At 39.6% G+C, this 25,274-nt stretch carries 21 protein-coding genes; 20 read left to right on the top strand and 1 reads right to left on the bottom strand.

Annotated features, from left to right (window positions below; genetic code table 11):
- The first annotated feature begins 8 nt into the window (after positions 1-8).
- The 4 genes from ACIFOT_RS16605 (at position 9) to ACIFOT_RS16590 (ending at position 5,877) form a co-directional block, all read left to right on the top strand.
- Entirely contained in the window at positions 9-983 is a 975-nt protein-coding gene (locus ACIFOT_RS16605; protein ID WP_430066444.1) for an electron transfer flavoprotein subunit alpha/FixB family protein, read from the top strand.
- Between the two features lie 30 nt (positions 984-1,013).
- Positions 1,014-3,095 (top strand): (Fe-S)-binding protein, encoded by a 2,082-nt coding sequence (locus tag ACIFOT_RS16600; RefSeq protein WP_430066443.1) that lies wholly within the window; start codon positions 1,014-1,016, stop codon positions 3,093-3,095.
- A gap of 274 nt (positions 3,096-3,369) precedes the next feature.
- Positions 3,370-4,632: an MFS transporter gene (locus tag ACIFOT_RS16595; protein ID WP_430066442.1), complete on the top strand. Its 1,263-nt coding sequence runs from the start codon at positions 3,370-3,372 to the stop codon at positions 4,630-4,632.
- Between the two features lie 48 nt (positions 4,633-4,680).
- Positions 4,681-5,877: a thiolase family protein gene (locus tag ACIFOT_RS16590; RefSeq protein ID WP_430066441.1), complete on the top strand. Its 1,197-nt coding sequence runs from the start codon at positions 4,681-4,683 to the stop codon at positions 5,875-5,877.
- Between the two features lie 75 nt (positions 5,878-5,952).
- On the opposite strand, the gene ACIFOT_RS16585 is transcribed toward ACIFOT_RS16590, so the two are convergent.
- Positions 5,953-6,702 carry a glucose 1-dehydrogenase gene (locus ACIFOT_RS16585; RefSeq protein ID WP_430066494.1) on the bottom strand — a complete coding sequence of 250 codons (750 nt, stop codon included), beginning with the start codon at positions 6,700-6,702 and terminating at the stop codon, positions 5,953-5,955.
- Between the two features lie 214 nt (positions 6,703-6,916).
- Between ACIFOT_RS16585 and ACIFOT_RS16580 the strand changes: the two genes are divergently transcribed.
- The 16 genes from ACIFOT_RS16580 (at position 6,917) to ACIFOT_RS16505 (ending at position 24,989) form a co-directional block, all read left to right on the top strand.
- Positions 6,917-7,312 carry a hypothetical protein gene (locus ACIFOT_RS16580; RefSeq protein WP_430066440.1) on the top strand — a complete coding sequence of 132 codons (396 nt, stop codon included), beginning with the start codon at positions 6,917-6,919 and terminating at the stop codon, positions 7,310-7,312.
- A gap of 624 nt (positions 7,313-7,936) precedes the next feature.
- Entirely contained in the window at positions 7,937-8,416 is a 480-nt protein-coding gene (locus tag ACIFOT_RS16575) for a DUF2243 domain-containing protein (RefSeq protein WP_430066493.1), read from the top strand.
- Positions 8,406-9,206 carry a cytochrome c oxidase assembly protein gene (locus ACIFOT_RS16570; protein ID WP_430066439.1) on the top strand — a complete coding sequence of 267 codons (801 nt, stop codon included), beginning with the start codon at positions 8,406-8,408 and terminating at the stop codon, positions 9,204-9,206. Before ACIFOT_RS16575 ends, ACIFOT_RS16570 begins: the two co-directional genes overlap by 11 nt.
- Before the next feature lie 19 nt (positions 9,207-9,225).
- Positions 9,226-9,963: a GNAT family N-acetyltransferase gene (locus ACIFOT_RS16565; protein WP_430066437.1), complete on the top strand. Its 738-nt coding sequence runs from the start codon at positions 9,226-9,228 to the stop codon at positions 9,961-9,963.
- Complete coding sequence (locus ACIFOT_RS16560; protein WP_430066435.1) at positions 9,941-10,939, top strand: sigma-E factor regulatory protein RseB domain-containing protein; 999 nt, start codon at positions 9,941-9,943, stop codon at positions 10,937-10,939. The genes ACIFOT_RS16565 and ACIFOT_RS16560 overlap by 23 nt, the downstream gene beginning before the upstream one ends.
- Positions 10,940-11,324: 385 nt before the next feature.
- The gene (locus tag ACIFOT_RS16555; RefSeq protein ID WP_430066433.1) at positions 11,325-11,900 is read left to right on the top strand and encodes a DJ-1/PfpI family protein; all 576 of its coding nucleotides are present in this window, start codon (positions 11,325-11,327) and stop codon (positions 11,898-11,900) included.
- Between the two features lie 888 nt (positions 11,901-12,788).
- Positions 12,789-16,313: a S8 family serine peptidase gene (locus ACIFOT_RS16550; RefSeq protein WP_430066431.1), complete on the top strand. Its 3,525-nt coding sequence runs from the start codon at positions 12,789-12,791 to the stop codon at positions 16,311-16,313.
- Positions 16,314-16,316: 3 nt separating this feature from the next.
- The gene (locus ACIFOT_RS16545) at positions 16,317-17,171 is read left to right on the top strand and encodes a serine hydrolase domain-containing protein (RefSeq protein ID WP_430066429.1); all 855 of its coding nucleotides are present in this window, start codon (positions 16,317-16,319) and stop codon (positions 17,169-17,171) included.
- A gap of 276 nt (positions 17,172-17,447) precedes the next feature.
- Positions 17,448-18,563, top strand: coding sequence for a mechanosensitive ion channel family protein (locus tag ACIFOT_RS16540; RefSeq protein ID WP_430066427.1), 1,116 nt, complete (start codon positions 17,448-17,450; stop codon positions 18,561-18,563).
- Between the two features lie 142 nt (positions 18,564-18,705).
- Positions 18,706-20,253 (top strand): spore germination protein, encoded by a 1,548-nt coding sequence (locus tag ACIFOT_RS16535; protein WP_430066425.1) that lies wholly within the window; start codon positions 18,706-18,708, stop codon positions 20,251-20,253.
- Positions 20,254-20,257: 4 nt separating this feature from the next.
- Complete coding sequence (locus ACIFOT_RS16530) at positions 20,258-21,358, top strand: GerAB/ArcD/ProY family transporter (protein ID WP_430066423.1); 1,101 nt, start codon at positions 20,258-20,260, stop codon at positions 21,356-21,358.
- Positions 21,355-22,455 (top strand): Ger(x)C family spore germination protein, encoded by a 1,101-nt coding sequence (locus ACIFOT_RS16525; RefSeq protein WP_430066421.1) that lies wholly within the window; start codon positions 21,355-21,357, stop codon positions 22,453-22,455. The genes ACIFOT_RS16530 and ACIFOT_RS16525 overlap by 4 nt, the downstream gene beginning before the upstream one ends.
- Positions 22,456-22,578: 123 nt before the next feature.
- On the top strand, positions 22,579-23,556 hold the full coding sequence (locus tag ACIFOT_RS16520; RefSeq protein WP_430066419.1) for a 2-hydroxyacid dehydrogenase: 978 nt from the start codon (positions 22,579-22,581) through the stop codon (positions 23,554-23,556).
- 262 nt (positions 23,557-23,818) lie between these two features.
- A complete protein-coding gene (locus ACIFOT_RS16515) occupies positions 23,819-24,256 on the top strand; it encodes a hypothetical protein (RefSeq protein ID WP_430066417.1) in 438 nt (145 codons plus the stop codon).
- A 117-nt stretch (positions 24,257-24,373) separates the two neighbouring features.
- Positions 24,374-24,733, top strand: coding sequence for a VOC family protein (locus ACIFOT_RS16510; RefSeq protein WP_430066415.1), 360 nt, complete (start codon positions 24,374-24,376; stop codon positions 24,731-24,733).
- 97 nt (positions 24,734-24,830) lie between these two features.
- Positions 24,831-24,989 (top strand): hypothetical protein, encoded by a 159-nt coding sequence (locus ACIFOT_RS16505; protein WP_430066413.1) that lies wholly within the window; start codon positions 24,831-24,833, stop codon positions 24,987-24,989.
- Positions 24,990-25,274: the final 285 nt, after the last annotated feature.

Genomic DNA, 25,274 nt, shown 5'->3' with positions numbered 1-25,274 from the left:
GAATTATCATGGACAGAAAAATTTTAGTATTGGGAGAAATTCGCAATGGGGCACTTCGCAATGTTTCCTTTGAAGCGATTGCTGCAGCTAAAATCGCTGCTAAAGGCGGTGAAGTCGTCGGCGTCATTCTAAGTGACCATGCCTCTGATTTTGCAGAGGAAATGATCGCCTACGGTGCGGATCGTGTTGTGGTGGTAGAAGACGAAAAATTGAAAACGTATACACCAGATGGGTTCGGACAAGCATTCCTGCAAGTCATAAATGCAGAAAAACCAGAGGGGATTATCATGGGGCATACGGCCCTTGGCAAAGACATTTCCCCCAAAATAGCAGCCAAAATTGAATCGGGATTAATTTCCGATACGATTGCGGTGGAAATCGTTGGTGATCAAGTTGTATTTACCCGTCCAATCTACTCAGGGAAAGCCTTTGAGAAGAAAATCATTACGGACGGCATAAAGTTTGTGACCGTTCGTCCAAACAACATTCCTCCACTTGAAAAGGATGAGAACCGTTCTGGTGAAATCAGCACATTTGCCGCCGATATTAAAGATCTTCGGACGGTCATCAAAGAGATTGTCCGTAAAACCTCTGAAGGTGTCGATTTGTCAGAAGCGAAAATCATTGTTGCCGGCGGCCGGGGTGTGAAGAGTGAAGCGGGCTTCAAACCCCTGCAGGAGCTTGCAACTGCATTGGGAGGGGCCGTGGGGGCATCACGAGGGGCATGTGATGCGGAATATTGTGATTATTCCCTGCAAATTGGTCAAACCGGTAAAGTCGTGACACCTGATTTATACATTGCTTGCGGGATCTCAGGAGCCATCCAGCATTTAGCCGGAATGTCCAATTCTAAAGTCATCGTAGCCATTAATAAGGACCCGGAAGCAAATATTTTCAAAGTCGCTGATTATGGCATTGTCGGAGATTTGTTTGAGGTCGTGCCAATGTTAATCGAAGAATTTGCGGCAGTAAAGCAATCATAGCCAGGAACCAATCAAAAGGGAGCGATCGAGTTGAACCTCTTATTATTAAATACTATAGCCTTTTTGTTAGTGACAGGTTATGCCCTTTACTTGTTTCTATATTTGATCAAGACTCGCTATGAATATATCAAACTCGGCCGCAAACAGGAATTTGACCGGAAGTTTAAAGTACGGTTTGAACGAATTAAAGTAAACGTTTTTGGCCAGAAGAAGCTGTTAAAGGATAAGAAAAGCGGGACGATTCACGTCATGATGTTCTACGGCTTCCTGCTTGTTCAGTTGGGTGCGATTGATTTTATTAGCAAAGGACTTCATCCGGGCTGGCACCTTCCGCTTGGTCCAGTCTATCCCATTTTCACGTTCTTCCAGGAAGTCGTTACCTTGATGATCTTGGTTGCTGTGGTCTGGGCGTTTTATCGCCGTTATATTGAGAAACTGATTCGTCTGAAACGAGGATTTAAAGCGGGACTTGTCTTGATCTTCATTGGTTCTCTCATGCTTTCTGTTCTATTTGGAAACGCGATGGCGATGATCTGGCATGGTCATGCTCCATCACTAGCTGAACCGATTGCCTCCGTTATTTCCAGTGCGTTCGGCTGGTTGAATGAAACGGCTGCGATTACGTTGTTCTATCTTTTCTGGTGGATCCACCTGTTTGCCTTGTTAACGTTTCTTGTCTATGTGCCACAGTCCAAGCATGCTCATTTAATCGCTGGACCTGCCAATGTGTTTTTCAGCCGGTTAACGTCACCTGGAAAGCTCGAGAAAATTAACTTTGAAGATGAGACCCAGGAAACGTTCGGTGTCGGTAAAATTCAAGACTTTAAACAAACGCAGCTGATTGACTTATATGCTTGTGTGGAATGCGGACGCTGCACAAACATGTGCCCGGCAACCGGAACAGGCAAGATGCTCTCCCCCATGGATTTGATTGTGAAGCTGCGGGACCATTTAACAAATACAGGGGCTTTGGTAACGTCCAAATCCCCGTGGGTACCAGGATTTGCTTTTGCCAATACGAATGGAAATCAGCTTGCCATGATGTCGAGAGCGAGTGGCCTTCAGGAAGCTTCCGCGGCTCTTGATTATCATCCGAGCCTGATCGCGAATGTCATCACGGAGGAAGAAATTTGGGGTTGTACCACTTGCCGCAACTGTGAAGACCAGTGTCCGGTTATGAACGAGCACGTGGACAAGATTATTGATCTTCGCCGTTACCTAGTCTTAACCGAAGGCAAAATGAATGCGGATGCCCAGCGCGCGATCCAAAATATTGAACGCCAAGGAAATCCGTGGGGACTTAATCGGAAAGAACGGGAAAATTGGCGTGAGGCACGTGAAGATGTCTATGTTCCTACAGTAAAAGAATTGGCGAAGCAAGGAGAGGAATTTGACTATTTATTCTGGGTAGGCTCTATGGGTTCCTATGATAATCGCAGCCAAAAAATTGCTCTATCCTTTGCGAAACTATTAAACGAAGCTGGCGTGAAGTTTACGATCTTAGGAAATAAAGAAAAAAATTCAGGCGATACCGCCCGGCGTCTTGGGAATGAATTTCTATTTCAAGAGCTGGCAACAAAAAATATTGAAGAATTTCAGAAAAACGGCGTGAAGAAAATTATCACCACTGATCCTCATGCTTACAATATTTTTAAAAATGAGTATCCGGACTTTGGCTTAGAAGCGGAAGTATATCATCATACAGAAGTTCTGGCAAGGCTCATAAAGGAAGGCCGATTAGTGCCGAAAAACGAAGTAAATGAGACGATTACCTTCCATGATTCCTGCTATTTGGGAAGATACAATGAGGTTTACGATCCGCCAAGGGAAATCTTAAAATCCATTCCGGGTGTAAAGCTGATTGAAATGGAACGCAGCCGGGAAACGGGGATGTGCTGCGGGGCCGGCGGCGGACTCATGTGGATGGAGGAGGATACGGGAAGCCGGATCAACGTTGCCAGAACTGAGCAGGCGCTTGCAACCAATTCCACAACGATTTCGAGCGGTTGTCCTTACTGTTTAACGATGCTCAGTGACGGAACGAAAGCCAAGGAAGTGGAAGAAAAAGTTAAGACTATGGACATTGCAGAAATCTTAGAGCGGGCAATCTAATCGTCTTTAACTTGAAATAGTTCATAAAAAGCACTTTTCGGAAACTTTGTTACTTTCTGTAGGGTCCGAATCAGTGCGGTATTCGGACAGCCTTGGTGATTTCAAAGGCGACCGTGTCCGAATCAGGTGCTCTTCAGTAAAAACTGATTATTAGCAGAAAACAGCAAATAAAAATAACCTTTTCTGAGACTCTTAATCAAGTGTAAGGAAGCGAAATCATTTGTCGTATTATTTTTGTTCTTAGAGTAAATAAAAGAAAGAGTGGTGCAAGGACATGTCAAAATCTGCGAAACCGCATTTATGGATTATTGTGTTAATCTCATCTTTTCTGGGTCTCATGGTAGATGCCATGGATTTACAAATGCTTGCTTTAAGTCTTCCACTATTAAAAGACGATTTCCATTTGAGCGATATCCAGGCTGGAGCCCTGGGAACATGGACACTCGTCGGAATGGCTGGTGGAGGTCTAATTGGCGGATGGTTATCTGACCGCTTGGGCAGGGTCAGAACGATTACATGGTCAATGATTATTTTCTCCATTGGAACTGCCCTTTTGGTCTTTGCCCAGAGTTATGAGCAGTTCCTTGCGATTCGTTTAATCTCCTCGTTTGGCTTAGGTGCTGAATATGCCGTCGTAAACCTTCTTATGGCGGAATACGTTCCTACCAAACGACGTACGACCATATTGGGTACCATCCAAGCAGGGTGGTCAGTAGGATATCTGGTTGCCACTTTGTTAGCTGGAGCAATCTTGCCGGAGCATGGCTGGCGTCCATTATTTCTAGTCGCTTTGGCACCGGTAATACTTGCCGTTTATATGAGATTTACCATTCCGGAGCCGGAGGGCTGGAAGCAAAGTATTAAGACGAAATCTCTTCGAAAACAAAATGAATGGGTCAACATCTTCCAGGATGCTAAGGCGAGAAAAATGTTTATTCTATGGGCATTTACCTCAGTCTTTCTGCAATTTGGTTACTATGGAGCCAACAATTGGCTTCCGAGTTATATGGTCAGTGATCTAGGCTTTGACTTTAAGAAAATGACAGGTTACCTTGTAGGAACTTATACGGCGATGATTTTAGGTAAAATTATTACTGGCTGGCTTGCCGATAAATTTGGACGCAAGGTCATGTTTGTCATTGGCGCACTTGGTACAGCTGCTGCACTTCCGATTATTGTGAATTTCCAGACTCCAGCAACCATTGTCGTCTTATTTACATTATTCGGATTCCTTATCGGAATGCCTTATGCTGTTAACGCAACCTATATGAGTGAAAGTTTTTCAACGAAAATTCGCGGTACTGCAGTAGGGGGAGCCTATAACATTGGCAGATCAGGAGCTGCACTGGCACCCGTGATGATCGGAATGATCGCGACAAATTATTCGATCGGCTTTGGATTGGCTCTTTTGGGGATTTCCTATGTATTATGTGCCATCATTCCGGCCTTGTTTATCCGTGAAAAACTCCATGAACCATATGTGGAGCAGTCATCCATCGATCATTCCGTTTCGATGAAAAATAGTGTGAATCAATAGAAAGGACCATGGGGACGGTTCTAGTGGTTTTTGAAGGGACTGGGGAAAATGGATAATCGAATATATATAGTGAGTGCACAGAGAACGGCAGTGGGAAAGATCGGCGGGACTTTGAAGGATGTCCAACCAGATGACTTGCTTGTTCCCTTATTTGATGACTTAAAAGCAAAGAATCTCCTTCCGATTGATGTGATTGATGAAGTTATTATTGGCCAGGCGAAACAAAGTCAGGATCAGTCGAATATTGCGCGGAAAGTGCTGCTAAAAGCGGAGCTGCCAGAATCCTTGCCGGGCTACACGGTTCATCGCCAATGTGGTTCCGGGATGCAGGCCATTCATAATGCGTTTATGGCGATACGGTCTGGAGTAGGGCATGCCTATATTGTCGGAGGCGTGGAAAGTATGAGCTGTGCTCCATATTATCTCCCAAATGGCCGGTATGGATTCTTATCGGGGAATGCTGAAATCCTCGATCCGAATAAGGAAAGCCAACCCGGGTCACAACCGGAAGAAAAGTACGGGCGTCTTATCATGGGAATGACTGCTGAAAATTTAGCAGCAGACTACGCGATTTCCCGCGAGGAGCAAGATGCTTTTGCTTTTGATAGCCAGAGCAAAGCACAGGCCGCCATCGAAAATGGTGACTTCGAGGATGAAATTGTCCCTGTTCCGATTTTTCAAAAAAAGGGAGATCCGGTTATGTTCACTGTCGACGAACATCCGAGGCGGACGAGTTTGGAAAAACTGGCAACGTTAAAGCCTGCTTTTAAAAAGGATGGGACGGTTACTGCCGGAAATTCCTCAGGACTAAATGACGGAGCCTCCTTGCTGATGATTGTTTCCGGTGAAATCGTGAAGAAATATCAGCTCAAGCCTTTAGTGGAGATTGCAGGTCTTGGCGTTTCGGGTGTTCAGCCTGACCGCATGGGTATTGGCCCTGTTGAAGCCACCAGACGCGCGCTAAAAAATGCGAACATCAGCGTGGATGAGCTTGACTTGGTAGAACTAAATGAAGCGTTCGCTGCGCAGGCATTAGCCTGTGTGAGAGAGCTGGAATTACCGATGGAAAAAGTCAATGTCAACGGTGGCGCCATCGCGCTCGGCCACCCAATAGGCAACAGCGGGGCGAGAATCAGCGTCACGCTGATTCATGCAATGAAAAAAAGAAAAGCAAAATGGGGGCTCGGCACCTTATGTATCGCAGGAGGCCAGGGAATCGCAACTTTATTCCGTGCGGTTGAGTGAGACCAGAGACAATGGGAGAGACCATGGGGACGGTTCTTGTGGCTTTTTTGTGCCATGAGAACCGTCAATGTGGTACTATTCCACATAAATCATTTTCCTTGTCATTCCACCATCAACCACAAGGTTAATCCCGGTTACAAAGTCATTCTCTTTTGCGGTTAAATAAAGACAGGCTCGTGCAATATCATCCGGCTTGCCTACACGTTTTGATAAATGCTGTTCATGATCCAGTTTGCTTAACTTTGAATAATCGCCTGTTTCGATCCAACCAGGGGAAATAGCATTAACCGTAATCCTGTCCTCACTGAATGAGGCAGCGAGCGCATGGGTGATGGCAAGGATTCCACCTTTTGTGGCAGCATAAGATTCCGAGTTGGGTTCTGACATGATCGCTCTAGTGGAGGCAATATTGACAATCGATCCGCCATCCTGGTTATGCCGCATATATTTGGCTGCTTCCCGTGATGCCAAGAAAACACTTCTCAAATTGGTATGGATGACATCATCCCATTCTTCAATCGATGTTTCATAAGGAGATTTGAATAATGCTTTACCTGCGTTATTGATTAAAATATCAATCTTGCCAAATGTTTGAATGGCTGATTCCATTAACCGGATAATATCCGATTCTATTCTTACATCTGTGTTAACGAACAGCGCTTCGCCACCTCGTTCCTTCATCATCAATACTGTATTAGCCCCAGCTTTATCATCAATATCCGCCAAGATGACATTGGCGCCTTTTTCTGCATAATGTAAGGCAATTCCTTTACCAATCCCATTCCCTGCACCTGTTATGACTACCGTTTTTTTAGAGAATTCCACCATATTTCCACCTTCCTTTACTTAAGTTTAAGATAACACAAAAAAGACGGTGGACCATAGGGACGGTTCTTTTGGCTGTCTTAACCTAATCAAAGTCCATTAGAACCGTCCCTGTTGTGTTCGGTGTTTTAAAAGGACTTTGGAATTTTTTACCGAATTATTAGGTAGATGGCTTCGCTTTCAGCTAAAAAATAAGGGAAAGAGGGGTTCGCATATGGAGGAAAAGTTTATTCAAATAGCTGCGATTACTGTGGCAGTGGTTTCGAGCGGCATCGCAATCTTTCAAGTCTTACTCTTTTTGGGGCTGCCGTTAGCGGAGTATAGCTGGGGCGGTAAATATCAGGGTGTGCTGCCGAAAAAAATAAGAATCATAAGTCTGCCATCAGCATTTTTATTACTCTTTTTTGGATTTATCTTTTTAATACACACAAAAGTTCTATCAGTGGGATTCAATCTGCCAACAAATCTTTTTGTCATCATAATTACAATCTTCATGGGGTTAAACACACTGGGAAATCTAGCTTCAAAAAGCAAAAAAGAGAGAAGGGTAATGACTCCATTAGCGGGAATCACATTCTTATCGTGTTTAGTTGTCCTAATATATAATTAAGTAATCATAGGGACGGTTCTTCTGGTTTTACTGCTACAAAAACCATAAGAACCGTCCCATTGGAATCTTCTAAAATTCCCCACTCACCTCAAATTAAATTCCAATAGTTTATCATTCTATTTTATGTATTACAGACTGTCGAAAAATATAAGATTTTAACGATAAAAAATACATATAACTTTCTTACTATGACAAAATATTCATAATATTTTAGATATTATTAATAGGCAACTCAAATTTTATATTCTATAATTTTTATAAATTGTGTACACCATAAGGTGTCTCAAACTTATTTAAAGAGACTTTTTCTACGGTCCCGAACCGTCCCTATTGCCACCAAAAGAAAAACACATTCGAAATGTACTCGTCTAACGTACATTCCGAATGTGTTTTTTGCTTTTGTTAAGTTTGATATTTATTATTGCCTCTTTCTTCTATTACGTGGCAACAGAACAATAAAACCATATCATGATTAGTCCATATAAACATGGTGTTTACATGGATGTGGCCGTTTTTACCATTTCCAATGGGGTGTTTCTGGAACAAACAATTTTGCTTAAAGATAAGTGATATTGGTTATATTTGTAATAAATTAGATGATAGGTTGGAGGAAAAATCTTGGTTATGGAAGCAGAACGTTCATTTTTAGCCCGAAATTTATGGTCGGGTATTTTTTTCGGCATCGGTTTAGTTGGTTTTTTTGATGAAACTGTTTTTCACCAAATTTTACATTGGCATCATTTTTATGACAAAAGCACATTAAGTATTGGTTTGGTCTCAGATGGTCTTTTTCATGCTTTGAGTTGGTTTGCAACTATCGGGGGGCTATTCCTTCTTGCGGACTTACGGCGCAAAAATGCATTTTGGTTGAAAAGGTGGATAGGAGGAATGCTGCTTGGGGGAGGAGGATTCCAGTTATACGATGGAACCATTCAACACAAGCTTATGAGGATTCACCAGATTCGCTATGTTGAAAATGTCATGGTCTACGACATAATATGGAACATACTTGCACTAGTCATGCTCATAATTAGCATCATTCTAATTGTAAGAACACAAAAGGAATCGAAGCCGCTAAGGGGTAAAGGCAGTCATGCACAATGAACCTATCTATCATGGTAATGGAAATGCCTATGAGCTTAACTTGTTTATACCGTTTGTATTGTTATTAATTGTGTATATGTTTGCTAGTTTTAGATCAAATCGTCATTACAAGCGCTGGCCGTTGTACCGCACAATCTGTTGGGTGTTAGGAATTCTTTGTATAGCTGCAACAGTTGCAGGTCCCTTAGCAAATCGTGCTCATATGGATTTTACAGCACATATGTTAGGACATTTACTTCTTGGAATGGCTGCTCCGCTTCTTATTGTTCTATCTGCACCAATGACACTTGTTATGCGAAAACTCCATGTAAAAAGAGCACGGCAGCTTTCCAAAATTCTAAAGAGTTATCCTATTCGGATCCTTAGTGACCCCATGTTCGCCTCTCTATTCAATTTGGGAGGATTATGGATCCTTTATACTACAGACTTATATTCAGCGATGCACCACAATATTGTTCTTTATTTTTTCATACATTTACACGTATTCCTTGCAGGCTATATGTATACAGCAGCTGTCATTTCAATTGACCCAACCCCACATAGAACAAATTTTATTTACCGTGCGATTGTTTTGTTCCTTTCATTCGCGAGTCATGGAATCTTATCAAAATACATATATGCCCACCCTCCATTGGGAGTAACCAAAACACAAGCAGAAATGGGAAGTACCCTCATGTATTATGGTGGAGATGTGATTGATATCGTTTTAATCTACATTCTCTGCTGGCAATGGTATAAATCTAAAAAGCCAATGGCATGGGGACGGTTATCATGTAGGGGCGGTCTTTGAAGTGTAGGAGGATAAAAAATTGTTAGTCGATAAAATCATCCAATTTGAGAATCATTTTGCGGAACTGCAGGCAGAGGTTGTAGAAAAGCCATATGGCCGAATCTTTTATGACAGAGATAATCCATTATCTTATGATAGTAATCATGCTTATATTAATGAAGATTTTGATGGTGATTTGGATTTGGCCATCAATGAATTAATCGAATTTTATAGGGTGATTGCGATTACTCCACGTGTCTATACGTTTACTAGAAGTAAAAGTAATGTGGGGCTGTTTTTAGAAAAGAAGGGATTTTTAAAACAGATTGAAGATCTAAGTTCCTATGTCCAAAAAAACAAAAAAATAATCGATCGGGCCAGCACGATTGATATTAGAAGACTTCACATATCAGACGAAGCGGAATTAAGCCACTTTGGTCAGGAACTGAGCGAGTGGGGGTATAAATCGTTAATGAAGGCTTTAAGCAACAAAAATTTTTATCTGTTTGGCGGATATGAAGGTGATGTTTTGGTATGTATGGCTTCTTTGTACAAACAGGGCGATATTTCAAGAATCAATGATGTATTCACAAAAAGTGATAAAAGAGGGAATAGCTATGGAGCCCAATTAATCAACTTTATCACAGAGTTTAATGATAAAACCCTTCATACCGTAAGCTATTTATATGCCAACAATCCTATCGCTATCAACATGTACAAAAAAGCGGGATATGAAGAGGTGAAGGAAATGGTTCGTGGGTGTTACTGGGTGGAATGATCAACAAGTCTTGAGTTCAATTAAAAAATCCAAATCACGAAAGCAAGTATTTCTGCTAAAAAATAAGTTTAATGCTTTGCTTAGTATTTCTGTCGTTTCTATAATGTTTTTAGGTATTACGTATTTTGTTGGAACACAGCTTAACCTTATCAGCGATACAAAAGGGAAACAAGCTAATGTGCCAGAGGAAAATACTCAAAAATCTCTAAATAAACCGTCAAATAAGAAAACTGCATATTTACCACCTAAGCAAGAAGAAAATTATGATGAAATGACTAAAGAAGAAATCCTTACAAAAATGCTCAACACGGTAGATTATTTTGAAACAGCTAGAGGCGAATATAAAATTCATTACAGCTTTAGCCCTGGTTATCAAGTAGTTGAATATGCTATTAGTTTAAAGCATCAACCAGGAGGATATGGCAAAACAACACTTGATACAGGTGAAGTTTCTTCTCAAGAATTTTATAAAGATGGAACTGTATGGCACCTAAATGAGTCTAAAAAAACCTATATGGAAGAACGAGTAATGGAAGAACAAAAAGGAACTACCCTAACCTTAGATCAAGCATTTTCAACTGCTGATGATGGAAATCCCCTAACCAATTATAGAGAACGACCCCCATTCAGTACTGCAATGGAAACGTTGTTTCCTTATGAAATCGCCTCAAACTATACACGAGATTTAAGTAAATGGGAAATAGAAAAACAAAATGAAGAATTACTGGGTCATAACACACTTGTAATAAAAGGGACTAAAAACCATAGAGATTTCCAATCATTCCGTTTTTGGGTAGATAAGGATACAGGGATATTAGTTAAGTATGAGACAAATAACGCTAATGGAGAAATTGTTGATTACTTACATCCTACGAAACTAGAGATAAACGTTCCCATCGATAGTGAAAAATTTACACCGAATTTAGAAGGATATAAAAATTATGAACTGCAACTCCATTTAGAGAATCATGTATAAGCACTAATATTTATACATTTTTTCAATCTTTGCTTATTGTGTTAACGGGCAGTATAGTTAATGAAGGAATTATTAAATATGAAAAGAATATATTTGTAGTAGTCAACCAAAATGGGGTATTTAAAGTGGATTTGTATTTTTAAGGGTGGAGGATCAGTTGGAAATGCCGGATTTATATATTTGGGAGCCCCCCCTAAAGTAGACTACCTATCCTAAATATCGGTTAAGCTTTTTTGAGTGTATCCTATAAGGGGATATATCAAAGAGACAAAGGGAATGTGTTCTTTTGTTTAAAGAAACCGTTAATCGTAATTCTTTCCTTGTGCAACTATTGCATGATGGAATAAATTTGAATAGTTAATTCGGTTAAATGGAGGAGTTAAATTTGAACATTGCTATCGTCTGTTTTGATAATTTTACAGATATTGATGTATTTTTACCTTGGGATTTGTTAAATCGTGTACGTTTGGTTGGTGGTATTAGTGATTGGGATGTCCAACTTCTTGGAACTGCTAAAACACATATTTCTATGGCTGGATTAAGGATTCCAATGACAGGGGATATATCTGAGATTCCATCAGCTGATGCTGTAATATTTGCAAGTGGTATAGGGGTTCAGGATTTATTTAAAAATCAACAGTATTTAAATAAAATAAACCTTGACCCAAAAAGTCAATTGATTGGGTCCATGTGTTCAGGATCTTTAATTTTAGGAGCTAAAGGGTTGTTAAAAGGTCTAAAGGCAACTACTTATCCAACGGTAGTTGAGCAACTTAAAAAATTTGATGTAGAAGTTATTGAACAAAGTTTTGTTAATAATGGAAATGTTTCAACCGCTGCTGGTTGCTTTGCTGCTCAGGATCTTTCAGCTTGGATTATTAGAACCTTAGTAAGTGAAGATATGGTAAACACCGTATTAGAAACTGTGCAACCTGTTGGAAAAGGATTGTATTTTAATTAGTTGTTCATGAAATATAAAAGACAGTGTTCATAAATATGTTTTACTTCAACTAACGCATGCGTTAGTTACATAAGTAAAAAGGAACTTCGTTTCATGCGAAGTTCCTTTTTTCATTTTTCAATCGGTCGCTCAGTTTACAGGACATAGCAAAACCAGGCTTAGGGGGTGTAGTAGAATGAGCGTTCAAGAAATTGAATGTAAGTTCATCTTTTTTTTTATTAAGTAGCTAACTGTTAAAGTTACTATACTTTTGTACAAATTAAATTATTTTGTTAACAAAGAAACTTAACAACACAGACTTATATTGATATTACTCCCATAATCTTGCCTCATTCTTCTTTATTGATAACTGAAATGAATCATTATGATAACGAGAATGTCATTTACTAAAAAAAAATATCACCATATAATAACCTTAACATTTTGAATAGTCTAATTTTTTCTGTTTTTTCAATGGTTTAGTTCCACTATCCTAAAATGCAATTTGGATGACATGACAAATTACTTCTTTAGCACACGTTCTAACCTTATTCATTTCTTCTATTTAGTAGTTTGATTTTTGCCGCATTAAAAAGTCACTAAATGTAACAAAGAACCCACCCAAGTGAATCAACAGTCTAGCTCTCCCATTCTTAATAGTCAATACAATTTAAAGGGGGAAACACAGGTTAAGGATAGTTCCAAAGCTGATGTTACTGCAGCAGGAAAAATGGACTTCACTAGAAGAGAAAGTTGTAACAGTTGCTGTGAGTGTTTACTGCAGTGTAAGCAGGATCTACACAAGCACAATTCAATCTTGGAACTGCTGTTTTAAACGTTGAATAAATATTACTAAAGACGCACTTGTTTTAGGTCAATAATCTAGATGAGTAAGTAGGAGGAAAGTGGATGATGAGGAAGAAAAAAGGTTTTCCTTATAAAGTAATTACTACAGCAACTTTAGCAGCAATATTGTTAACGTCAACGGGTTTTGCAGAAGAAACAGAAAGTAACACGGTTCCAGCTCCAAGTATTGAGGACATTGTAAAAAATGGTCAAAAAATTTTCTTAGATGAAGACAAGCATTTAAATAAGGATCAAGTAGATGAACTAGGTTATAAGGATTTAAGTGAAAATGGTATTGTTAAAGCTTATAACCCAAATGAACAAGTACGAGTAATAGTTGAGGTAGAACAACCAGAATCTATTGATATTCCTCCTAAAGAAAAAAAGAAGCAACAAAAGCAAAAGCAAGATGACGCTATAGCAAAAATTTCAAAGCAAAGATTAGCTTACAAGGTAAAAAATCGTTTCTTTGAAAGCTTTAATGGGTTTAGTGTTGAAACAGAATTTCGTAATGTTAAAGAAATACAAAACACATTTGGGGTTGATAAAGTACATATTGCAAGAACTTTTGAACCATCAATGGGTGCAAGCAAAGAATTGGTACAAGCTCAAAATGTATGGCAGCAATATGGATATGAAGGTGAAGGTTTACTAGTTGGAGTTATTGATTCTGGAATTGATTTTGCTCATAAAGATATGACACTTACTGCAAAAGGTAAAAAAAAGGAAAAGTGGACAGAAACGAATATCCAAAATAAGCTTACTGAAACTGAAGTAAATGAAAAATGGTATAGTGACAAAGTACCTACAGGTTACGATTGGGCGGATGATGATAGTGATGTAATTCCTCATGGTGAATATGGAAGCCCTCATGGTACACATGTAGCAGGTACAGTAGGAGCAAATGGTGACGAAACAAATGATGGCGCACAAGGTATTGCGCCTGGTGTGCAACTTTTAGCTGAAAAAGTGTTTTCAGATAATGGCGGAGGAGCTTATGAGGATGATATTATCGCAGGTATTGAGCACGCAGTAACATTGGGAGCAGATGTTATTAACATGAGTTTAGGAACTGATGCTGGCTTTGTTGGTGACAACGATCCGATTCAGAAAGCAATTCACGCAGCTACAGAGCATGGCACACTTGTAGTAGTTGCTGGTGGGAACTCTGCTTACAGCACTAAAAATGATCTACTGCAATCTTCTTTACAACCTTATGCCGAAAATCCAGATATTGGTACAGTGAGTGAACCAGGTGTAAGTCCATATGCAATTTCTGTTGCTTCATATGAAAATTCGAAAATACATGTGAGCACACTTGTAGAAGAAAATGGACTTCAGCTTCCATATCAAGATCAAACTCAGTTTAACTTTAAGCTTTCTAAAGTATTATCTCCATTTGAAAGTTACGAGATGATTTATGTAGGTGAAGGTAGAACTGAAGATTTTAATAATAAAGATGTCACAGGTAAAATTGTTATTGCTAAACCAAACCAAATTTATGGATCATACAGTTATATTCAAGACGAAGCAAGTAGGAAAGGTGCTAAAGCTGTTATTTTAGTACCGTCGAATACAGATGTTGACTATCCAATTACAGACTTTAGTCCATATTTTACTCCTGCGGCAACAACAGGCAAAGCAATCGGTAATTCGTTAATTTCTAAGTTAACAAGCGGATATATCGTTAAAATGAAATTATCAAAAGGAATTTATATTGATAATCCAAGTAAAGATACAATGTCATATTTCTCATCTTATGGAACACCACATACATTAGACTTTAAACCTGAATTATCAGCACCAGGAGGTAATATTTATTCAACTGTTCCAGGAAATGAGTATGAGATTATGAGTGGAACATCAATGGCGACTCCACATGTAGTAGGCGGGTCTGCACTTTTATTACAATCCTTATATGAAAAAGGTTTAGCACATTCAAAAGAAACAGTTTTAAAGGCTAAAATTGCTTTAATGAACACATCTAAAATTATACAAGATCCTCGGACAAATACTGAAGCTCCTTACTCTCCACGAATTCAAGGGTCTGGATTGATGCAAATACAAAATGCAATTAAAACACCTGTACTCGTAACAAGAGAAAAAACTCCTCTAGAACAAGCAGGATCAGTTGCATTAAAAGAGATTAATAGGAATAAAGTCCAATTTAAATTGAATATAGAGGCACTTCAAAACAATAAAGATAAAGAAGATTTCGAATACAAAGTTTATGTAGATGTACTAACAGACGGCAAAGAAAAGAAAGAATTTGACTTAGACAATGATGGTACATTGGATTCAAAAGAGTATTTAACGTTAAAAAGTGAGCGAATACAGGGTGCTTTTGCTTCTGTGAATGGAGAAAAAGTATCTAACTCTCAAGGAAAGGTATTTAAAATTAAGACAGGACAAAACAAGAATCTCGATATTCAAGTTGAATTACCTTCCAATTTAAAGAAGGGAATTTTTGTTGAGGGATATGTACGACTAGTTCCCACAGGTCAAAACGCAGATTTAGCTGTTCCAATTTCAGTACCATATATGGGCTACTACGGAAAATGGGATCAACCACAAAATATTGACCCTGTAGCATGGGATAAAGATGCTTACTTAGGTTACACAGCTCTTTGGAATGATGAACCAGGTTCAGAAGGTACATTCCCACTAGGTTATGATCCGAAAACAGGAACATTTAACAAAAGTCGAATGGTTATTTCTCCGAATGCTGCCTTTAAAAATGTTTTCTCAACTTTTACGACACTAAGAAACTTACAAAAAACTGAAATGTATGTTGAGAATAAAAATGGTGAAATGATTCAATATCTTGGTGACTTTAGTGAATACACTGGAAAGCCATGGAAATTCCGTAAAAATATTATGTCTTATCGTAACTATTTAAATGCTGGTTATTTGTGGGATGTAAAAGACCAAAATGGCCAAGTAGTCAAAGATGGGAATTATAATTATGTCATAAAAACAACACTAGATTATAAGGATGCTAAACCACAAATTGTAAAACTACCTATTCAAGTAGATTCTGTTGCTCCAGTCGTTTCGGATATTAAAGTGCAACCGAAAGATGGACAATATGAAATTTCTTTCAAAGCAGTAGACAATAAAAATGGTAGTGGATTTAAAGTCGGAATTATTTGGTATAACGGTAAATATAAGTCATTACAGATTGGACAGACATCTGTCCTTGTGAATGAAGAACCAAAAAGCGTCGTCGTACTGGGCTCTGATTATGCTTATAATCATGGATATTCAGTGTGGGGAGACCCTTCATATATTAATGAGGAAATGCTAGTTAGCTACTTTAGTGTATGGCCACATGAAGATATAAGTGCAAGTATACCTGCTGGAATCGATGGATTTGCTAATAACAATGTAAATTGGACAATCAATATAAAAGATATAAATGGAAAAGTAATTGATTCTTTTGTAGTTGAAAATGAAAACGAAATTCATTCAAAGTGGACCCCTAAATCAGATGTTCCAAATGGTACGTATTTTGTTTCAGCAGACGTTGTAAATAAACAAGGTTTTAAAGTTACGACAACCCCACAAACTGTTACTGTAGTACAATAAAGAATGAAAAAATGCCAGCTATTAGAGCGGGTAACGGGGCGATTGTTTAGAAGATATATCATGGAAGAGCTGATATATCCTTTACATATGAATCGTACAACATTCAGTATTGAAGAATTACATAAATTTGAAGATGTATCCACTCCATATGTCTATCATTCAGAGAGGGGCCAGCACGAAAAGCAGTCGTGGCCTGTTCTAGGAAACTATGAAGCTGGTGGAGGCATTCGCTCCAATGTTCTTGATCTGCTTAAATACGGTGACCTTTATATCCATAAAGGAGAGCCCTTTATATCGGAGAAACAATTAAAGAGAATGTCGCAGCCCTACTATCCTATCAATCGAAGCTCTTATTATGCTTATGCATTGGAAGTGACACCTGACTACCACGGTGTCACACTGGTCGAGCATAGCGGCGGCCAGTCAGGCGTTTCCTCTAACTTTGGATTTATCCCGGAACATAACCTGGTCGCGGCTGTGTTAACCAATGTATCGGAGGTTTCTGCGAAAGACATCTGGCTGGAGGCTGTGAATCATGCTTTAGGATTATCATTAGAGGAGAAAAGAAGTAAGGAACAGTTTGTTGACCTCCCGGAAGAACAACTGAAGAAATTTGTTGGGACCTACGGAAGTGAAGAGGGAGATTGTCTTCAGATTTTATTCGAAGATAATAAGGTAAAAGCGATCATCAATGATAATGAATTTTCGTTAAGGGCAAGCGGGGAAGCCACTCTTGTCATCACTGATAAAGAGAAGCCGATTCAGTTTTATTTTGATTCGAATGGAGAAACTCGGGCAGCTTTTCTGGGATTAAGGATGCTCTTAAAGAAAAATGGGTGTGAACCTGCTTCTTCATGAATAATGTTTATGAATATTTTCAGGGAAGTGAGACAATGTCTTACTTCCCTTTTTAAAACTTATCTTTATCGAGCTGTATGTTTTACTGCAGCCCTTTTTGCAAATCTCCTTCGCTCTAACGATAGGTATATTTTTGCACCTCTCACCGTTTTGAGTCTTTTGTTGTATTCAAAAATCCTGTTAAAAAAGTTATTATATTGCGGTGTAATGGTTTGAAAAACAGCTAACTATTATAACTGCTAAAAAAGTATCGTAAAAGGGAGAAGGTATTTTAGAATGTCTTTTGATTCATTTGTATTGGCCGTTGGGGCGGCGGGAATCGACTATGATATGTTAAAAGATTTAGGGATTTCAATAGGGATTTTGCTTCTATTTATTCTTTTTCGAAACATATTTACCAAGTATGTGTTTCAGTTGATTTTAAAATTGTCGAGAAAAACACCAACTGATTTTTTCACCCAAATTTGTTTAAGTTTTGAACGTCCCTTAGGCTGGTTTTTCATTATTTTTGGTTTGTACCTGGCCATGGACTATTTTCCTTTTATCGAACAACAGAATGCCTTATTTTTAAAACTTTTGCGTTCCATGGTCATAGTTTTAATTACATGGGGATTGTTTAATTTGTCCTCTCCTACATCGGGAATCTTAATAAGTTTAAATGAAAAATTAACTAATAAGATAGATTCCATTCTGATTCCGTTTTTTTCAAGGACTATCCGCGTTATCCTGATTGCCATCAGTATCAGCATTATTGGTCAAGAGTTTGATTATGATGTCAATGGGTTGGTTGCTGGTCTCGGACTAGGGGGTCTGGCCTTTGCTTTAGCAGCAAAAGAGGCGGTAGGCAATCTCATTGGCGGGATTGTCATTGTAACAGAAAAACCTTTTTCCATCGGTGATTGGATCTTAACTCCAAGCGTTGAGGGGACCGTCGAGGATATTAATTTCCGAAGTACGAAAATTCGAACCTTTAGTCAGGCGTTGGTGACAGTTCCAAACGCAACACTTGCGAATGAGGCCATTACCAATTGGAGCCGGATGGGGAAAAGACGGATTACTTTCCACTTGGGACTTAACTATCAAACTACCAAAGACCAAATTAAGCGAGTGGTTTACCGGATTGACCAAATGCTGCGGACTCATGAAGAAATCCATCCGGATACGATTATGGCAGCCTTCGACCATTATAATGAAAGCAGTCTCGATGTTCTGGTTTATTTTTTCACAAATACGACTGTTTGGGCGGAGCACGTTAAAATCAAGCATGAAATCAACTTAGAAATCATGGGGATTTTAGAGGAAGAAGGAGTAGAAGTAGCCTTTCCAAGCCGGACGATTTACGTATCACCGCAATCAAATGAATTGCTGCAAACTATGGGTTCCTTTGATTGAAATTAAATATAAAGAAAATCAGACCTTTGCGGTGACGCGGAGGTCTTTTTTTGCCGGCTGTTTGAATGGGATTAGAATATTTTTCCTTTGTGAATGCATACTAAAAACAAAATCTTAAAATATTGAGAAAGGGACGGAGTGGATGTTTGATTTTTTGAAGCCCTCAAAAGGCAAGCGCTCTTTTCTGCACAAAGAAGTAAGCACCCATTCTAATCTTCAGAAAAAAAAGAGCGCAGATGATGTCCTGGACTCTGATTTAACCCATAATACAGAGATACTCCAACAGGTATTTTCCCAGGCACCTGATTTAGTGATACGCCGCTTTTCAATTAACGCTAGTAAATCTGATGCTGCTTTGGTTTATTTGCCTGGATTGACGAATAAAGATGCGATTCATAATCATGTTCTGAAGCCATTGATGAGCAGCTCCTTCGAACTTGATAAGGAACTGCCCATTACAATAGGAGATGTCGAAGTCGTCGAAACGTGGGGTCAGGTCGAAAGTGCGATTCTAGGTGGAGATAGCGTTTTATTGTTAAATGGACAAAATACCGGGTATCGATTAGATACAAAAGGATGGCCGCAAAGACAACTTAACGACCCTCAAAACGAAATATCTCTAAAAGGTGCTCATCAAGGGTTTGTGGAAACAGGGACACAAAATATCGCATTAATTCGCAGGTATATTCCCCACCACGAATTAATATTGAAAGAAATGACAATCGGTTTACGAGGAAAAACAAAGGTTTCCCTTTTATATTTAAGAGATGTGGCTTCTGATGACGTGCTGAGAGAATTGGAAACACGGATTCAAAATATTACCGTGGACGCAATCATTAATACCGGTGAACTGATCGAGTTTATTGAAGATAATCCTTATTCACCCTTCCCGCAAATTATGTTGACCGAAAGACCTGATACAGCAGTATCCCACATTCTGCAGGGAAGATTTGTGATTGTTTTGGACCGTTCTCCGAGCGTTTTGATTGCTCCGACAAATCTTATGTCTTTTTTTCAGGCTGTGGATGATTACGGAACCCGTTGGTTACTTTCTTCCTTTATCCGAGTAAGCCGTTTTTTAGCCTTTATCATTACCTTATTTTTTCCCGCCAGTTATGTTGCGTTTATTTCCTATAATTTTGAAGTCATCCCGATGGAGCTTTTACTTTCGATTGCTGAATCAAGGATACAAGTTCCATTCGCGCCTGTGCTGGAAGCGGTCATTATGGAGACGATTTTGGAATTGATGAGGGAAGCTGCATTAAGGCTGCCGACTCCAATTGGTCAGACCATAGGCATTGTGGGGGGGATTATCATTGGGCAGGCGGCCGTTGCGGTAGGAATTGTCAGCAACATTATGATCATCGTCGTTGCCGTTACAGCCATCGCTTCTTATAACATCCCTAATTATGATATGAGTTCGGCCATTAGACTGTTAAGATTTCCAATGATGTTAGCAGCCGCTATGTTTGGTGTTGTTGGGATTGTAATAGGCTGGATGACCATAGTCGGCCACCTGGTAAGTCTTGAATCATTAGGCACACCCTATGGAACTCCGCTGGCTCCTTTCCGATTTGCTGATATGAAGGATGCGTTTTTGCGCTTTCCTTTATGGACAATGAAAAGCCGCCCCAAAGGCACTGGAGCTATTCCTACTATTCGACAAGGGCGAAATCGCACTAAAAGGTGAAACGATGAAAAAATATGCCTTTAATGAAATCACTGTCATGCAGTATATTTTTTTAATTAATGGAGCGCAGGTAGGGGCTGGTGTTCTATCCCTCCCGCGCATACTTGCTGAAAAAGCTGGAACCGACGGTTGGATCGCTATCATAATTGGATGGTTATGCTCAGTCTCTTCCAGCATTTTTTTAGTTAAAGCGGCTGCAAAATACCCTGAGGACACCCTTTACGAAATTCTAATACGTTTTTTCGGAAAAATACTGGGGAAAGTGCTCATCTCGGTTTATATGGTGTACTTTGCATTTTCCGCTTGGTCCATTCTTGTAAATGCTTGTCTCTATATTAAGGCATGGTTTCTGCCTAAAACCCCTGAATATATCATTTTGCTATTATTTTCGATTCCGACTTTTGTTATTGCCCGCAACGGATTGCGCGTTTTAGGCAGGTACTCGGAACTATCTTTTTATATGGTAATTTGGATTCCTTTGTTTTTATTGATACCGCTAAAGGATGGAAATTGGCTCCACTTCCTTCCTTTGCTTAAAGAAGGGTGGCGGCCGGTTTTATCTGCTGTGCCGACCACTGTTACTTCCTTTTTGGGGTTTGAAATAGCGTTCTTCTTGTACCCATTTTTACAAAAAAAGCAGCATGCGGTACTCGGAATTACGATTGCGACTACCTTAACGATGATGTTTTATGTATTTGTAACGGTTGTTTGCTTTGCCTATTTTAGCCCCGATGGGATTATTGAATTTAATCAACCTGTACTGAATTTACTTAAACTCATTGAATTTCGTTTTTTGGAACGTTTTGACATGGTTTTATTGGCTGTTTATCTGATTGTTGTTTCCACAGCCTGGTTGCCTTGTGTATTCTTTGCTGCGTTTTGTTCTAGTAAATTGCTTGGAAAACAGGATCACAGTAATTACGTGATTATTTTATTATTGATCATAATTGGAATGGTATTTTGGCTCGATCCTACTTGGTTTGATTCAGAAGGGTGGCAGAAGATGGTGGTCAAAGGCGGACTGGGAGTGGCATTCGTTGCACCGCCCTTTTTATGGGTTTATGGCTGGATATATGAAAAGTTCTGTCGGAGGGTAAGCCATTGAAAAGGAAGACACTGATTTGCCTATCGCTTGTGGCTATGATGATGACCGGATGCGTGGATCAAATGTATATTGAAGATGTCACACTGTCACTTATACTAGGATTAGACGTGGATGAGGATGGCCATTTATTGGTGTATATGTCAAGTCCGGTGTTTAACAAAGAAGCAAAGGTAAAAGAGGAGAAAGTAGAAGTGAAGGCTGTTTCCATTCGAGATTCCAGGGAACTGTTTGATCAGACCGTAATGGCTTTAACATCAGGAAGCAAAACGCAATTACTCTTAGTCGGGAAAAAGCTGTTAAAACGAAAAAATTGGATTGATTACATCGATCCTTTTTATCGGGACCCCAAAAATACGGTTACAACAAGAGTTGTCGCCGTAGATGGTCCTGTTTCGGACGTCATTTTTTTTAGGCCCAAAGATAAGCCGCGTCTCCCTTTGTATTTAGCCAATTTAATAGATACAGCTTACAGAAGAAATGTCACTATCAAAACGACACTTCAAGAATTTCATGAGCAAACGACGGAAAAAGGGATAACAGCAAGCATTACCGAAATGAAAAAAGACCACAAAATCATGTTGACTGGAACTGCTCTGCTTGATGAACAGAGCAAATATAAGTTAAGCATAACACCAAATGAAAACAAATTATTACGTATCCTGCAGAATAAAACAAAAGGGGATTTTCCATTTACCATTTCCGTCCCTTTGGAATCGAATGGACATGATCATTGGATTAGCTATAGTACACCAAGTATCAAGGTAAAAACAAAGGTAAGGTATGAGAATCATTTTATTTTTGACACAGACGTAAAAATGAGAGTTGCCATTACAGAGCGGCTTTTTCCATTCAATGTACGGAGCGATGCAGCGAAACTGGAAAAGAGCATTGAAAAGAAAATGGAAGCAGATTTTGAGCGCTTAATAAAGAAAACGCAAACCAAGGGGATTGACCCTTTCGGATTTGGGATCTATGCAAGAGCTTATACGTATCCAGAGTGGAAAAAAGTCCAAAATCAATGGGGAAAAGCCTTTTCGAAGGCTGATGTGAACGTCAAGGTACATGTAACAATTGGCGGGATGGGGACGATTAAGTAGTAAACGGCAATGCGGTTCCACAAAATGACAACTATTTGGTTTCGATAGGTATATTATTGGTGATTTAGGGGTGGACACTATTACAATAGATATATCATGAAAGAGAGGAAAGTGAGGCTGCCTATGAAACCAAAGGTAATTGTCTATAAGAAACTCGATTTCACTGTTTTGGACTTTATCCGTGAAGCGTGTGAGGTAGTTTATTTTGAAGAGTTGAATGAAGATACATATGAAAGTTTTTATCAAGAGTTAAAGGATGCCAAGGGCATTCTGGGTTCCCGTTTAAAGGTAGATCAAGAGTTTTTGGAACATGCTCCTCAGTTAAAAATTGTGAGTAATGTTTCTGTCGGCTATGACAACTTCGATATTCCTGCCATCACCAGTCGAGACGTCATGGCTACCAATACTCCAGGCGTTTTAAATGATACGGTAGCAGATACGATTTTTGGGCTGATGCTGGCCGCCGCCAGAAGAATGCCGGAATTGAATCAGTATGTAAAGGAAGGAAAATGGTCAACAACAGATGGTGAAAATCTGTTTGGAGTCGATGTGCACCATAAAAAGTTAGGCATCATTGGAATGGGCGGAGTTGGAATGGCCATTGCCAAAAGAGCCCATTTTGGGTTTGATATGCCGATTTTGTATCATAACCGCTCCCGCAATCTTGAAGCGGAGCAAACCTTTCAGGCAACGTATTGCTCCCTTGAGGAATTGTTGCGGGAATCGGATTTTGTTTGCCTAATGACCCCGCTGACTCCAGAAACCGTGAAGCTGATTGGTGAAAAGGAATTTAAGTTAATGAAGAAATCGGCTATTTTTGTGAATGGCTCGCGGGGTGCGACAGTAGATGAAGAGGCATTGGTTCGGGCGCTGCAAAATCAGGATATCCTGGCGGCAGGACTCGATGTTTTTGAGCAGGAGCCTGTTCAAGCGGATCATCCGCTGCTGTCGATGGATAATGTGGTGACTTTACCTCATATTGGATCGGCCACCCATGAAACCCGATTGAAAATGGCGCAGCTGGCTGCTGAGAACCTCGTCCGGGGAGTGCTGGGGGAGATACCTCCGAACCTAATCAATCCCGTTGTATTTCAGCGCTGAAAACGGCCCCCTCTGAATTTCTGGAGGAATTTTCCTGTTTAACGGTTAATATAATTAATCTGATGTTGAACAGGAAAAGGGGGAATATCTTATCGAACGTGAGACCAATGCAAAAACATCGGTTATCGATTCACCTTCAACCCGGTTTGCCCGAATCGCAAGGAATTTAGGGATTGGCTTTTTTTCTGCGGTTATTACTGGAATTCTTGCTGGTCTATTATTACGCCTTGTAATGAAAATTATCGCGGTTGTATTCCCTCTCTTGGCCAGTGGATTTACGTTTCAAGGAACCTTTTTCTTAGTCTTATTGGGTCTCGGTTTTACTTTGGCTAACAGTATCATCTATACGTTTATTCACCATTACTTGCTCAACGGCTGGGTACGTAAAGGGTTGATTTATGGAGCGATGAATCTATGTATTTTCGGGATTCCCTTCTTTTTATCCAATCCGGGTAATGAATTATTTGGACCGCAAGCCTCATTAGGAATCACTTTGTTCTCGCTTCTTTTCCTATTGGGGGGCCTTCTTTTAGCGATGTCAGTCCATTTGGTAACAAATTGGGTCGACCGCATACCTATCAGGCGGATATACGCGTATGTTTTTTTCGGCATTCTTGTCATACCAGCGATCGTCATATTAGGTGGAATTGTCTATGAGATTTTCACTGAAATCATTCCTTCTATAAGATTAAACTTTTAAGTCTTGCAGAGAGAAGTGGTAGAGCACTTCTCTTTTTTTGTTTAGATTGTTGGTTTTTGAGATAAAATTGTACAATAATTCAGTAAGTTTTAAACCTGGGAAAGGGTGATGAGAGATATGAAAATCAAAAAAATCATAAATAGGATTTATGTGAACGACCTTGAAAAAGCTGTTCCGTTTTACGAAGGGCTGTTTCAGACCAAGGCAACAAGATTCAACTATTGGAGTAAAGGATTTGATATTGCTGCTATAGGAGACTTTCTACTAGTTAGCGGGTCTGATGAAGCTTTGGCAAAAATGCGAGATTCCGCGATTTGTTTCTTGGTAGAGGATATTCAGGCTTATAAAACATGGCTGCTGGATAATGGTGCCGTGATACGTCAGGATATTACGAAAGACTTTTCAGGCTACAGTATGATGGTAGAACAACAAGATGGTATGGTTGTTGAATATGTGGAACACTCCTATAGTTACTAAGTAAAAGTAAAACTGCACAAAATTCATTTGGCACCTATCAGGAGGTCTGAATATTATTTGGTCTACAACGAATCCTACGTTTAGGAGGTGACAGAAGATGGAAGGTAAAGAGAAAGAAAGGGAGCAAGAAGACAAAAAGGAATCCATCCATGCAATGGACCAGGGACTTAACTTAATTTTTCAAGTTGTAAATAATATGACTGGGTTGGACAAGGGTAAGGATGGGTTAGATGATAATGATGATAGAAAAGATTGAATAGAGCGCCTTTTATGGCGTTTTTCTATTTCTGCTAAAGCGCTCAGCATCCTCTTGTATCGACCTAAATGAATAGCCAGCCCGCAGGTGCCCTCTAGCGGTCATTTTCACTCATCAAAGAAATCGAACAGAGCCGCAGGGGACTCGGCTTGCAAAAATCATGCTCCCGAGTCCGCAAGAAAGTATATAGAGGACACGTCTAGACAAAAACCATGCTCCCGAGTCCGCAAGAAGCCCTATAGAGGACGCGGCCTGCCGAAAATCAGATAAAGTCCATATAATTGT

It is taken from the genome of Neobacillus sp. NRS-1170 (assembly GCF_050468025.1).
Note: the sequence above shows the minus strand (reverse complement) of the source record. Positions and strands in the feature narration are given on the sequence as shown.